13 protein-coding genes and 1 tRNA gene are annotated in these 11,737 nt (G+C 68.6%); 2 read left to right on the plus strand and 12 right to left on the minus strand.

Going from position 1 to position 11,737, the window contains the following annotated elements; genetic code table 11:
- Position 1: 1 nt before the first annotated feature.
- A complete protein-coding gene (locus EPO52_RS17375; RefSeq protein ID WP_290809091.1) occupies positions 2 to 886 on the minus strand; it encodes an SDR family NAD(P)-dependent oxidoreductase in 885 nt (294 codons plus the stop codon).
- 140 nt (positions 887 to 1,026) lie between these two features.
- Here EPO52_RS17375 and EPO52_RS17380 point away from each other — a divergent pair, with 140 nt between their 5' ends.
- Together EPO52_RS17380 and EPO52_RS17385 are read left to right on the plus strand one after the other, a co-directional pair.
- A complete protein-coding gene (locus tag EPO52_RS17380) occupies positions 1,027 to 1,704 on the plus strand; it encodes a VTT domain-containing protein (protein ID WP_290809093.1) in 678 nt (225 codons plus the stop codon).
- A 97-nt stretch (positions 1,705 to 1,801) separates the two neighbouring features.
- Positions 1,802 to 2,530, plus strand: a complete 729-nt coding sequence (locus EPO52_RS17385) for an SGNH/GDSL hydrolase family protein (protein WP_290809095.1) — start codon at positions 1,802 to 1,804, stop codon at positions 2,528 to 2,530.
- A gap of 48 nt (positions 2,531 to 2,578) precedes the next feature.
- On the opposite strand, the gene EPO52_RS17390 is transcribed toward EPO52_RS17385, so the two are convergent.
- From EPO52_RS17390 to EPO52_RS17440, 11 genes are all read right to left on the minus strand, one after another.
- Positions 2,579 to 3,046 (minus strand): DUF2269 family protein, encoded by a 468-nt coding sequence (locus tag EPO52_RS17390; RefSeq protein WP_290809097.1) that lies wholly within the window; start codon positions 3,044 to 3,046, stop codon positions 2,579 to 2,581.
- Between the two features lie 47 nt (positions 3,047 to 3,093).
- Complete coding sequence (gene mgtA / locus EPO52_RS17395) at positions 3,094 to 5,646, minus strand: magnesium-translocating P-type ATPase (RefSeq protein ID WP_290809099.1); 2,553 nt, start codon at positions 5,644 to 5,646, stop codon at positions 3,094 to 3,096.
- A gap of 1 nt (position 5,647) precedes the next feature.
- Positions 5,648 to 6,088, minus strand: coding sequence for a pyridoxamine 5'-phosphate oxidase family protein (locus EPO52_RS17400; RefSeq protein ID WP_290809101.1), 441 nt, complete (start codon positions 6,086 to 6,088; stop codon positions 5,648 to 5,650).
- A 43-nt stretch (positions 6,089 to 6,131) separates the two neighbouring features.
- Complete coding sequence (locus tag EPO52_RS17405; RefSeq protein ID WP_290809103.1) at positions 6,132 to 6,554, minus strand: pyridoxamine 5'-phosphate oxidase family protein; 423 nt, start codon at positions 6,552 to 6,554, stop codon at positions 6,132 to 6,134.
- Positions 6,555 to 6,632: 78 nt separating this feature from the next.
- Positions 6,633 to 7,223: a flavodoxin domain-containing protein gene (locus tag EPO52_RS17410; RefSeq protein ID WP_290809105.1), complete on the minus strand. Its 591-nt coding sequence runs from the start codon at positions 7,221 to 7,223 to the stop codon at positions 6,633 to 6,635.
- Complete coding sequence (locus EPO52_RS17415) at positions 7,220 to 7,810, minus strand: hypothetical protein (RefSeq protein ID WP_290809107.1); 591 nt, start codon at positions 7,808 to 7,810, stop codon at positions 7,220 to 7,222. The genes EPO52_RS17410 and EPO52_RS17415 overlap by 4 nt, the downstream gene beginning before the upstream one ends.
- A complete protein-coding gene (locus EPO52_RS17420; protein ID WP_290809109.1) occupies positions 7,807 to 8,493 on the minus strand; it encodes a BON domain-containing protein in 687 nt (228 codons plus the stop codon). The genes EPO52_RS17415 and EPO52_RS17420 overlap by 4 nt, the downstream gene beginning before the upstream one ends.
- 82 nt (positions 8,494 to 8,575) lie before the next feature.
- Complete coding sequence (locus tag EPO52_RS17425; RefSeq protein ID WP_290809111.1) at positions 8,576 to 9,211, minus strand: response regulator transcription factor; 636 nt, start codon at positions 9,209 to 9,211, stop codon at positions 8,576 to 8,578.
- A complete protein-coding gene (locus EPO52_RS17430; protein ID WP_290809113.1) occupies positions 9,208 to 10,935 on the minus strand; it encodes a GAF domain-containing protein in 1,728 nt (575 codons plus the stop codon). The genes EPO52_RS17425 and EPO52_RS17430 overlap by 4 nt, the downstream gene beginning before the upstream one ends.
- Positions 10,936 to 11,036: 101 nt before the next feature.
- Positions 11,037 to 11,564, minus strand: a complete 528-nt coding sequence (locus tag EPO52_RS17435; RefSeq protein ID WP_290809115.1) for a universal stress protein — start codon at positions 11,562 to 11,564, stop codon at positions 11,037 to 11,039.
- A 67-nt stretch (positions 11,565 to 11,631) separates the two neighbouring features.
- Positions 11,632 to 11,704 (minus strand) — tRNA-Val (locus EPO52_RS17440).
- Positions 11,705 to 11,737: the final 33 nt, after the last annotated feature.

The following is an 11,737-nucleotide window of genomic DNA, read 5'->3' on the forward strand; positions in this document are numbered from 1 at the left end:
ACTACTTGGCAGGGAGTCCCAGCAGTTTCTCCGTGCGCGTCCACAGCTCGGCCTGGAGTGCGGTGTCGCGCGCCTGAGCCGCCACGGCGCCGTTGGGGCGCATCCGGTCGAAGTAGGCGCCGCTGGCCGCGGGCACAGGCGCATCGGAGGCCAGCGCGATGAGCGGGGCGGCGCCGACCTCCGGGCCGACTCCCCAATGGCCGCCGGTGAGCGCGGTGCCGAAGCGGATGAGCGGCGAGCCCGTGCCGAAGCCGGTGACCACGGTTCCCGGATGCACGCAGTACGCCTCGACGGCGCTCGTGCCGTGCGCGGCCGCAGCGGCTTCGGCCGCGGTTCGGCGCGCGAGTTCGCGGGTGAACAGCACCACCGCGAGCTTGGCGGTGCCGTAGGCGCGCCAGCCGCCGCGCCACGGACGTCGACGGGAGTCGAGATCGTCGAGGTCGAGGTGGCCCCAGCGGTTCGCCAGGCTCGAGGTGCCGATGACGCGGGCGGTGCCCCCGTGCCGGGCGCTCTCTTCGAGCTGCGGCAGGAGCATCCGGGTGAGCAGGAACGGCGCGAGATAGTTGCTCTGGATCGTCGCGTCGTGCCCGTCGGCCGTCTCGGTGCGCTTCGAGACGAGGCCGCCGGCGTTGTTGAGCAGCACGTCGATCGAGTCGTGACGGGCTCTCAGTGCCTCACCGAGGGAGCGCACCTCGTCGAGGCGGTCGAAGTCGGCCAGATGGAACTGCGCCCCGATCGTGCGGGCGACGGCCCGGGTGCGGTCGGGGTTGCGGCCCACGACCACGACCTCGTCGCCGCGCTCGGCGAAGTGGGCTGCGGCAACGGCTCCGATTCCGGAGCTGGCGCCCGTGATCACGATCGTGCGGGGTGATGGAGTCTCTGCCATGAGACGCGATCCTACGCTCGGCCGCCGTCAGCCGAGCATCCGCCGAGTCGTGGCTGAAGACGGTACCGGCCAGAGCCCTCGACCACCTACGGTCGATGCAACGCCGCATGTGCGCGACGCGGCCCGCGAGAGGAGAGGCGATGCCTACGCTCGATCTGCTTCCGCTCCTGACCGCGCTTCTCGCCTCGCCACTGCTCTGCGTCGTGCTGTTCCTCGCTTGTGCGCTCGACGGCTTTTTTCCTCCGGTGCCGAGCGAGACGATCCTCGTCGCGATCGTGGCGGCGGGCGTGGCCACCGGCCAGCCCCCGGTCGTCGTCGTCGCCGTGGTCGCCGCCGCCGGTGCTGTGCTGGGTGACACGCTGGCGTTCCTGATCGGCCGGAGGGTGGGAATGACGCGCTTCCGCTGGATGCGTCGGCCCCGCGTCGCCGCCGCCCTCGAGCGAGCATCGGATGCGGTGACCCGGCGCCCGGCCGGGCTCGTGCTCACGGCACGCTTCGTGCCGGTGGGGCGCATGATCGTGAATCTGGCGGCAGGAGCATCCGGGCTCCCCCTCCGCCGGTTCGTGCCGATCGCGGCCCTCGCCGGTCTCGCGTGGGCGGCCTACTCGGTTTTCGTGGGAACCATTGCGTCGGCCTGGGCGGCGAACGACCCGATCCTCGCCGTAGTCCTCGCGGTGGTGCTGGCCACCGTGATCGGCGCAGCGGTCGACCTCCTCCCGCGCCTCATCCGGCACCGTCTCAGCTCGCGCAGAGCGGCCGGATCCATCGCGTCGGAGACTCCTCCCGCCTCGCCGGCGGGCGATCTGGTCCAGCCGTGAGACAGGGTCGGACTCGGATTCTGAGCGATCTGACAGGCCGATCGGGTCGCTACCCGGGTTCGGCGCGATAGCGTCGCAGGGTGAGGAAGGGCGGCTGGTGAGAGGTTCGAACCAGGCGGGTCGGCTGACGTCGGTCGCCGTGGCCGCCGTCGTACTCGTCTCCGGTGCGGTGACCTGGGTCGGCGCCGATTGGGTGCCCGTTCCGCCCCTCCATGTCGGCAGCAGGTCGGCGCTGCCCGCGCACTCGACCGCGACGCCCGCTCCCGGCGAGCCCGGGCCGGTCGTGGTGGCCATCGGTGACTCGATCATGGACGGACACGGCCTCACGCCCAGCAAGGCCTGGCCCCAGCTGATCGGGCAGGCCACCGACTGGCAGCTCACCGATCTGGCGAGCGACGGATCCGGGTTCGCCACCCCCGGCGACGACGGAGACACCTTTCAGGACCAGGCCGCCGAGGCCGTCGCCCTGAATCCCGACATCGTGATCATCGCGGCCAGCAGCAACGACCTCGATGCAGATCCCGACGAGGTGGCGCAGGCGACATCCGCGACCTTCGCGTACCTGCACGACGCGCTGCCGAAGGCGCGGATCATCGCACTCAACGCCTTCTGGGGGGCCGATCCGCCGCCGGCCGAACTGGGCCTGCTCGACACCGCCGTCGAGGATGCCGCGGAGGCCACCGGGGCGCACTATCTCGACATCGGTCAGCCTCTGGCCGGCCATCCCGAGCTGATGCAGTTCGACGGGGTGCACCCGACCGCGAAGGGCCTCCTGGTGCTCGCTGCTGCGATCGCCAAGGCGATTCGGGTCGACACCGCCGCCTGACCCCTACGACGGGCTCCGGATGCGGTTCACTCGGCCTTCGCGGGGGTGTCAGGGCTTCCAGACCATGAGCACGACGACGGCAACCAGCAGTAAGGCGACCACACCCGAGCCTGCGCTGATCCTCGCGCGGTCCGACATGGCTGCCACAGCGGCGGTGCCTCCGTCGGCGACCGCGGCGGCGCCCGCCTCCCCGGCCCGGGCGGCGCGCTTCATCCCGGGAACGACCACCACCAGGCTGATCACGACAGCGATCAGGTACAGCACGATGGACGCCAGGACCCAGGGGGTCGTGATCGAGAGGTCGTACTTCGGGTCGGCAAGCCCGACGAGGGCGAAGCCCAGCAGGAAGACGATCAGAGACAGATAGCTGAAGATGCTGGTCGACCTCGCGAGGGTCGCGACCTGATGGCCGTCACCTGCTCGTGCCGCTCTGAGCGCGGACATCGGGAGGATGGCCATGGGCCCGACGATGAAGACGGCTCCGGCCACGTGCAGAATCGAGATGACTGTTTCCATCCCGTGAATCTAGCGGCAGGGAATCGAGCGGCGATGGTCCAAAGTCCTCACGACGTCTTCTCGGTGAAACGGGCTGACCTCCGCCGCACCTGATGACCCGTCCGGTCGCGCCGAGGCCGCGCCCGGCCCGGTGTTCGGGCGGCGTGGGAGAAGAAGGCCTTCTTCGCGAATTCGACGATCACGAGGTAGACGACGATCGTCCCCACGAGCGCGAGGAAGAACGATGCGGGGATGGGAGTGAACCCGAGAAGACCCGAGAGCGGGGACAGCGGGAGCCAGATCCCCACGGCGACCACGCCGAGCGCCGAGCCGACCAGTGCGAGCGAGGGGCGGCTACGGAAGAACGGAACCCGGCGGGTTCGGATGGCGAACACGATGAGAGTCTGCGTGGCGATCGACTCGATGAACCAGCCGGCCCGGAATTCCCCCGCCGCGGCGTTGAACACGACCAGCATGAGGGCGAAGGTGGCGAAGTCGAAGATGCTGCTGATGGAGCCGAACACGAGCATGAACCGCCGGATGAACGAGATGTCCCAGTGCGACGGCCGCTCCAGCTGCTCAGGATCGACCCGGTCGGTCGGGATGGCCATCTGCCCGGTGTCGTACAGCAGATTGTTCAGCAGGATCTGCCCGGGCAGCATGGGCAGGAATGACAGCGCCACCGACGCGATCGACGCGCTGAACATGTTGCCGAAGTTGCTCGAGGTGCCCATGAGCACGTACTTCATGGTGTTGGCGAAGATGCGGCGCCCCTCGAGAACTCCGTCGGAGAGCACACCGAGGTCTTTGTCGAGGAGGATCACGTCGGCGGCATCCTTCGCCACGTCGGCGGCGGAGTCCACCGAGACACCGATGTCGGCCTGATGGAGCGCGAGGGCATCGTTCACCCCGTCTCCCAGGAACGCGACCGAGTGGCCCTTCGTGCGGAGCATCCGGATGATGCGGGCCTTCTGTTCCGGGCTCACCCGGGCGAAGATCGTCGTGGTGCGTGCCGCGGCCGCGAGCTCGGTGTCGTCGAGCCGATCCAGGTCGGTTCCCGACAGCGTGCCTTCGGAGACGATCCCCAGATCGGCGCACAGCTTCTCGGTGACCACGGCGCTGTCACCCGTGGCGATCTTCACCGCCACTCCCAGCCGGGCGAGGCGATCCACCGACGCGGCGGCGTCGGCCTTGATCGGGTCGGCGAACACGAGGAAGCCGATCAGCCGCAGGTCGCGCTCGGCATCGCGGGTGAGGGTCGTGGCTCCGGGAACCGGTCTGGTCGCAACGGCGAGAACCCGTTCGCCGTCGCGGTACAAGGAGTCGAGTGTCGTGAGGGAACCTGCGGCCAGGTCGGAACATCGAGCCATCACGTCCTCGGGGGCACCCTTCACGACCAGCACCGACTCCCCGCCCGGATGCTGGACGAGCGCACTGGTCATCCGGCGCTCGTGATCGAATGGGAGCACGGCGAGCGGCGGCGCCTGTCGTGCCGAGGCGAACGCGCCCGAACCCGCGTGCTCCCAGAGCGCCGTGTCGAGCGAGTTCAGGCCCGTGACATCCAGGGCGGCATCCGTGAATCCGACCTCGCTGGCCATCAGTCCCAGGTGAATCAGTTCGGTGTCGTCGGTGTCGCCCTCGACCGGCACAGCCCGATCGAAAGCGATCCTGCCCTGAGTGAGGGTTCCCGTCTTGTCGGTGACGAGGAGGTCGAGATCACCGAGGTCCTCGATGCAGACGAGACGCTTCACGAGCACCTTCCTGCGCGCCAGTGCGCGGGTGCCGGCGGCGAGGCTGGTGCTGACGACCGCGGGCAGCAACTGAGGTGTGATGCCCACCGCGATCGCGAGGGAGAACAGCAGGGAGTCGATGAGCGGGCGCTGCAACAGCAGGTTGGCCACGAAGATCAGCGTCGTCAGAACCAGCGCAACCTCCAGCAGCAGCACGGAGAATCGGCTGAGACCCCGCTGGAACTCGGTGACCGGCGCCGACTCCCCCAAGCCCTCGGCGATCCGCCCGAACGCTGTGCGCGTGCCGGTCGCGGTGACCTCGCCGAGGCCGCTGCCCGTGTGCACGATGGTGCCCATCTGCAGGATCGAGTCTGCGGGATCGTGGCCGTCCCTCGGCGTCGACTTCCGGGCCGGTTCGGATTCGCCGGTGAGGATCGCCTCGTCGCAACGGAGATCGCGCTCCTCCCGCACCGTCATGTCGGCCGGGACGACTGTTCCCACGCTCAGCCGCACGAGGTCGCCGGGAACCAGATCGACGACGTCGACAGGGAGTGCCCGTCCATCCCGCAGCACCGTGACGTGATGGCGCACGCTGTCGTGCAGGGCATCCGCCGCCCGTTCTGCCCGGAATTCGTTGGCGAAGCCGAGCCCGATGCTCGCCACCAGGATCACCCCGATGATGAGGGAGTTCGTGCTGTCACCGACCACGAACGAGACGCCCGCGGTCACGATCAGCAACAGCAGGATCGGGCTGCGGAACTGGCGCAGCAGCACACGGAGCACCGTGGCCCGCTTCCGGTGCACGGCATTGGGGCCGATCCGCGTGAGCCGCCGTGCTGCTTCCTCGCGGGAAAGGCCCCGGAGCGGCGTGGTGAGCAGGTCCGCGGTCACCTCACCCACGAGCGGGGTCGGCCGTGAATCGCACGCCCGTCAGGGTGCGCGGGGTGATGACGAAGTAGTTCCACTTGGTCGACCGGGTGAAGGTGTGCAGTTCGGCGACTCCGGATGCCTCGATCTCGGCGTCGACGTCGAGCCGGCGTGCACGGCCGCGGAGCACGACACTCCACCGCTGTCGATGCTCGGTGCCATCGGTCTCGAACGCGACGTCGGGCCGCTCGGTGAGGCTGACGATCTTCGTTCCGGGCGCGCTCCGGAAGTAGACCTTGCCGCCGTTCACGAGGTGGTTGATGGGGAAGATGTCGGCACCGTCCTCGTCGCTGACGGCGAGGCGGCCGAACCGGGAGGCCTCGAGCAGTCGCCAGCACTCGTCCTCATCCAGCGTCGCGACCCCGTCGTCGGCGGAGATCCTGGGCGAGCGAGGTGTCGATGTCATGGATGGCTCCTGCCGATCAGAACGGAGATGCCCGGCCGCGACATCAGTAGCGCTCGGGTTCCGGTCCGCGCCGGAAGGCCCGGCCGGTGAGCGTGGTGGGGCGGATCCGAACCCAGCGGTACTTGAGGGTGGGCAGCAGCGGCACGAGTGGAAGCGAGTCGGCCGCGTCGATCTCGTCCTGCTGGTGCAGTTCCTCAGCCGAGCCTTTGACCACTACGCTGTACGCCGACCCGGCGTCGACATGGTCGATCTCGAAGACGACGTGGGGGTGGATGGTCAGCTCGAGCAGTTTGGTGCCGGGGGCGGTGCGGAGGTAGAGCACGTCATCGGAGACCACGTAGTTCACGGGGAAGACGTCGATCTCTCCTGCTGCGTTCACGACGAGGCGCCCCAGCGTGTTCTCGCTCAGCCTCTGCCAGCACTCCTCGTCGGTCACCAGCTTCGCTGCGTCGATCGTGTCGCTCATCGCTGTTCCCCTTCCTCGGTGCCACCAGTCAAAGGTCGGAGAGCGCGTTCACAGTGGTCTTTGGTCACATGCCGTCGCTCAACCCGGTGGACGTTGGCCGAGCTGGCGCTCGCGACCGAGGTTCAGCCGGCTCGCGAGGTGTTGTCCCCATTCGGCGGCGTCGAGCAGTTGCCGGTCGATGAGCCGGTGCGAGGCGTCGACGAGGAAATCGTGAGGCGGAGAGAGCGGCAGGTACCCGGCGGCGCGGATGTCGCGGTCGATCCGTCGAGCTGCCGAGCCGGTGAACAGCCGTTGCGCCTTGGCGCTCCGAGTCGAGAACGCGGCGAAATAGGTCGGCTTCGACGCTCTCGGCAACGCGCGCAGCAGTTCTCGCAGACCGTGCGAGACATCCGCCCATTCGAACACGAGATCGCCGTGGCTGCGTTCGGCCGTCGCACGCGCTTCCTTCCGTGTCGTCTCGGAGCTCAGCCCGAACGCGTGCGTGGGTGCTCCGGCGACGATGAAGGCGGCCTGCACCAGTTCGGCGGGATCGGCGTCGGCGGCATCCACGAGCGTGAGTTCGGCGAAAGGGCGGAGCTGATCGGCGATGGTCGCGGCAACGTGCCGAGTGGCGCCGAACATCGACTCGTAGAGCACGACGACCCGGGAGAGCGTGGCTGTGCCACTCATGGGTTGGCCGAATCCCGCTGTGGGAGACCGGCATCGAACCAGACCATCGCGCGCCGGACCGCCCGATCGATCTCGTCCCAGGTCAGCGGCTCATCGAGTGTCGGCGTGCATTCCAGCACACTCGAAGCCTCGCAGTCGGAATCCGTCTCCTCGAGAGTGACCGTTCCGGGCAGCGCGCAGGTGACGATGGCGTGCACATGGCGGCCGTGAGCGGCCGGCACCGCCTCAGGTGCGGCCTCTCCGATCGCGAACACGAGCACGCGGGCCTGGCCACGCCGGTGGCAGTCCTCGAACACGGCCGACAACCGCTGCCGGAGGTGCGCGCGGAGCTCGCCTGTTCGCACCGTGGTCTCCTCGGGGGTGAGGAGATCGACCGAGAGGGTGCTGTACCCGTGTGCGTGGGCGATGGCGCAGAGGGCCTCATCATGCTGACCGAACCGGGAATACGCGGTCGGGTAGGCCAGGACGATGACGCCCTTGGCGTCGGGTTCGGTGTGCAGGCGCCCTTCGATGGTGCCGGCCTCGCTCGCGTAGACGAGATCCACTCCCCCCGCGGGCAGCCGTGTCGCGGGGGCGACATCGGTCATCTCAGCCCCTCGGCGTCGACGCTGATCCGGTTGTCGACGTTCTGCACGTGAGGCGAGTTCCAGGCGGCACGTTCCGCTTCGCGCTTCTCCTCGAAGGATCGCACCGTGCCGGTGAGTCGAACGGTCGTGTCGGTCACGGTGACGGTGATGTTGTGAGCGTCGATGAGAGCATCTCGCCGCAGAGCATTGCGGATCCGTTCGCCCGCATCTCGGGCCGACACCCGTCGGGTGAGCTCGATGCGGTTGTCGACGAAGCGCACGGACTGGAGATCCTGCACCGCCTTGCGTGCGGCGCGGCGCTGGTAGTCCCAGTCGACGGTACCGGTGAGGATCACGGCCCCGTCGTGGACGGTCGCGACGACCGCGCCCGTGGGCAACGTGGTCGTCCAGGTCAGCACCTCGTTGACGTGGTGGGCGATCTCCTCGTCGCTCGCGGCTGCGTCGACGGTTCCGCGCACGACCAGGTCGTTCGCCACGGTGCGCACGCCCTCGATCCGGAGGGCGGCCTTCTCGGCGGCGTTCTTCTCGGGCAGCGAGGCGACCTCGCCGGCGAGCGTGACGACGCCGTCGATGACGGCGACGCCGATCGCGGCGGGGTGGACGCCCGGAGTCCAGTCGAGTTCATCGATGATCGCCTGCTGGAGGTCTCGGTCCGTCGGAGTGAGAACGGGTGAAGGAGTCATGTGCCGATCCTGCGCCGGCTCGTTCGGGCGACGGGTGACCAAGGTCCATCACGTGCACGCCGGCAACCGGCCCGCGCCGTGGTCAGAGCTCGTCGCGGTGCTCCGAGCCCAGCACAGCGGCCTGGGTTCGGCGTTCGAGTCCGAGCTTGCGCAGCATGTTCGAGGCGTAGTTCTTCACGGTCTTCTCCTTCAACCCGAGCCGCTCGCCGATCTGCCGATTGGTCAGTCCGTCGGTGATCAGCCCGAGGATCTGACGCTCGCGGATGTTGAGTGAACCGAATCGGGGGTCGTCGCGCGACTCAGACCGTACCCGTTGCGACACTTTCCGCGAGGCCGCAGGGTGCAGGAGGGAACGACCCGCGGCGACGGCGATGATCGCATCGATCAGGCTCGGGCCCCGCACGTCTTTGAGGAGGTACCCGGATGCTCCGGCGACCACCGCCGCGACCACGGCGTCGTCGTCGTCATAGGCGGTGAGGATGACGCACCGGATGCCTTCGAGCCGCGACCGCAGTTCCCGGCAGAGCTCGATGCCGTTCCCATCCGGAAGGCGCATGTCGAGCAGGGCGACATCGGGGGCGGTCGCGGTGATGCGCGCCAGTCCCTGAGCCACCGTTCCGGCCTCGGCCACGACCTCGATGTCGGGGCTGGTCTCCAGGAGATCGGCAACCCCCCTTCGCACGATTTCGTGGTCGTCGACCAACGCCACCCTGATCATCCGTTCCTGCTCTCGTCGTCGTCTCGAATGGGGATGCGCCAGGTCACGCGGGTGCCGTTCGCCGAGGAGGACACGTCCATCGTGCCGCCGAGCGAAGCCGCCCGCGCGGTCAGATTCGCCAGCCCGCTCATGTGCACCGTCGGGGGAAGGCCGATGCCGTCGTCACTGACCTCGACCCGGATGTCGGCGTCGTCGACGGAGAGGGTGACCCCGGCATCCGCGGCCCCTGAGTGCTTGACGACGTTGCTCAGCAGTTCTCGCACCACTGCGGTCACTTCATCGGCCAGGCCGCTGTTCACGAACAGATCGACCGGACCGATGAAACTCACGGTGACCGGGTTGGGCAGCGCCTTGGATGCATCCGCGGCGATGTCGAGCACGCGATGCCGTGCCGTCGCCGATGTGTCGTCGGCAGGTGGGTTCAGTGCGAACACGATCTTCCGTATCTGCACGATCACCCGGTCGATGCGGGCGACCGCCTCGTCGAGTCGCGCCCGGTCCTCCGGCCCGGTGGTCGCAGAGAGGCTCTGCAGCTCCAGACCGGTGCCGAAGAGGTCTTGGATGACGTGGTCGTGCAGATCTCGCGCTATACGTCCGCGGTCTTCGAGCATCACCACCCGCTGCTGATCCTCCCGCGCGCGGGCGAGAGCGAGAGCGACACTGATCCGCTCCCCGAGGTCGACGCCGACGTCGAGGTCGGTGGGGGTGAAGCTGGGCCGGCCCGGTTCCCGGGCGGTGACCAGGACTCCCCAGACGGTCGTCCCGTCGGTCAGGGCGATGTAGATCGCGGGCCCCGTGGCCTCGCCGCGCGTGATGGTGAACGGGTCGGCGTGACGGTCGGCGCCGGTGTGCACCGGCGGCGCGATGATCGACGTCCCGGAATCGAGCACCTCGGTGGCGAGTGTCGTGGCGGCGCGGAGGTCGGTGCCGTCGAGGGCGGCGGCGCCTTCCCCCCGTGCGGCGGCGACGTGCACGGTACCGGGCTCGTGCCCGGGCACGAGGATGGTGAGCAGCTGGGAGTCGGAGCGGCTGATCAACTCTTCCGCGAGCGTCGCATACGCGCGGTTCGCATCCGTGTCCGACAACGCGACGGCGATCTCGGCCGACGAGGTCATCCATCGCTCGCGGGTGCGCGCCTCGAGCAGGATGCGGGCATGATCGATGGCGGATGCCGCGGTGGCGGCCAGGGCACCGACGAGTTGCTCGTCCTCGTCTGAGAAGTGCCCCCGGCGGGGATTGGTGAGGTAGAGGTTGCCGTACACCGCGCCGTGCACCCGGATGGGCACACCGAGGAATCCCTCCATCTCGGGGTGCCCCGACGGGAAACCCGACGACCGTGGATCCGTCCGGATGCGTTCGAGGCGGATCGGCTCGGAGTCGGAGATCACCGCCCCGAGCAATCCGTGCCCCTCGGGCAGATGTCCGATCCGGTCGACCGCGTCGGAATCCAGACCCACGTGGATGAACGCCTCGAGACCATGGCCGTCCGGCGCGATGACTCCGAGCGCTCCGTACTCCGCACCGACGAGCTCGACAGCGGCCTCGACGATTCGGCGGAGCACGACACCGAGATCGATCTCCTCCGCCACCGCCTGGGTCGCCCGCAACAACGCACGCAACCGGCCTTGCGATTGTCTGACCTCGTTCGCGCGGGCGATCAGTTCATCGATGGTGCGGTCGAGCTCCGAGCGCGGGAGGTCGGGGAAGGAGATGGAATCCGACATGGCACCTCCTGAGGGCTCAGCGTGAAAGTACCACGGCGGGGCCCCGGCCACTACAGCCTGCCCCGCGCGGCGCTCTGTCATCTCTCGCCTGCGGGCTGACGTCATCCGGCCGCTTCCCCGCCCTCTTTCGGGCTGCCGTGGTGCGACTTCGGCGCGGCGTGCGGATGCACGATCAACACGGGACAGTGCGCATGGGCGGCGATCTCCGCGCTGACCGACCCGAGCAACAGACCGGCGAATCCACCGTGACCCCGGCTTCCCGTCACGATCAGGTCGGCCGTGTCGCTCTCATCGATCAGTACGCGCGCCGCGGATCCCTCCACGATCGAGAGCTTCACGTAGTCCGGCTTGGTCTCACCGAAGACGACCGCGGCCACCTCACGCACCGTGTGGGCGGCATCCCGATCGGGATACCACTCCGGCGGTACGACCGTGTAGCGGGAGATGGGGTACGTCCACACGCACACCACGTCGAGCTTCGCGCCGAAGGCCTCGGCGATGACCCCCGCTTTGCGCAGAGCATCGATCGATGCCTCGGACCCGTCGACGCCGACCACGACGCGGGAGAATTCACCGAGACCGGCTCGAGCGGCCTCGGGGTGGGAGATGGTGACGGTCGATTCGCTCATGCGACCAGCCTCGCCAGCTACGCACGCCGAATCGTGGACCAAAGTCCATCACGCCACCCACTCGCAGTGGGCCCTACCGGGCTCGAACCGATGACATCCACGGTGTAAACGTGGCGCTCTACCAACTGAGCTAAAGGCCCCCTCGCACCCTGCGGTGCGTGAAAAGCATACAG

The sequence above is a fragment of the Herbiconiux sp. genome (assembly GCF_004297105.1).
Taxonomy (GTDB): domain Bacteria; phylum Actinomycetota; class Actinomycetes; order Actinomycetales; family Microbacteriaceae; genus Herbiconiux.

Bases quoted from the DNA above. Each gene is read 5' to 3' on its own strand.
- EPO52_RS17400 (WP_290809101.1), bottom strand. From the start codon at position 6,088: ATGACATCGACACCTCGCTCGCCCAGGATCTCCGCCGACGACGGGGTC.
- EPO52_RS17430 (WP_290809113.1), bottom strand. From the start codon at position 10,935: ATGTCGGATTCCATCTCCTTCCCCGACCTCCCGCGCTCGGAGCTCGAC.
- EPO52_RS17420 (WP_290809109.1), bottom strand. From the start codon at position 8,493: ATGACTCCTTCACCCGTTCTCACTCCGACGGACCGAGACCTCCAGCAG.
- EPO52_RS17380 (WP_290809093.1), top strand. From the start codon at position 1,027: ATGCCTACGCTCGATCTGCTTCCGCTCCTGACCGCGCTTCTCGCCTCG.
- EPO52_RS17415 (WP_290809107.1), bottom strand. From the start codon at position 7,810: ATGACCGATGTCGCCCCCGCGACACGGCTGCCCGCGGGGGGAGTGGAT.
- EPO52_RS17425 (WP_290809111.1), bottom strand. From the start codon at position 9,211: ATGATCAGGGTGGCGTTGGTCGACGACCACGAAATCGTGCGAAGGGGG.
- EPO52_RS17435 (WP_290809115.1), bottom strand. From the start codon at position 11,564: ATGAGCGAATCGACCGTCACCATCTCCCACCCCGAGGCCGCTCGAGCC.
- EPO52_RS17405 (WP_290809103.1), bottom strand. From the start codon at position 6,554: ATGAGCGACACGATCGACGCAGCGAAGCTGGTGACCGACGAGGAGTGC.
- EPO52_RS17410 (WP_290809105.1), bottom strand. From the start codon at position 7,223: ATGAGTGGCACAGCCACGCTCTCCCGGGTCGTCGTGCTCTACGAGTCG.
- EPO52_RS17390 (WP_290809097.1), bottom strand. From the start codon at position 3,046: ATGGAAACAGTCATCTCGATTCTGCACGTGGCCGGAGCCGTCTTCATC.
- EPO52_RS17375 (WP_290809091.1), bottom strand. From the start codon at position 886: ATGGCAGAGACTCCATCACCCCGCACGATCGTGATCACGGGCGCCAGC.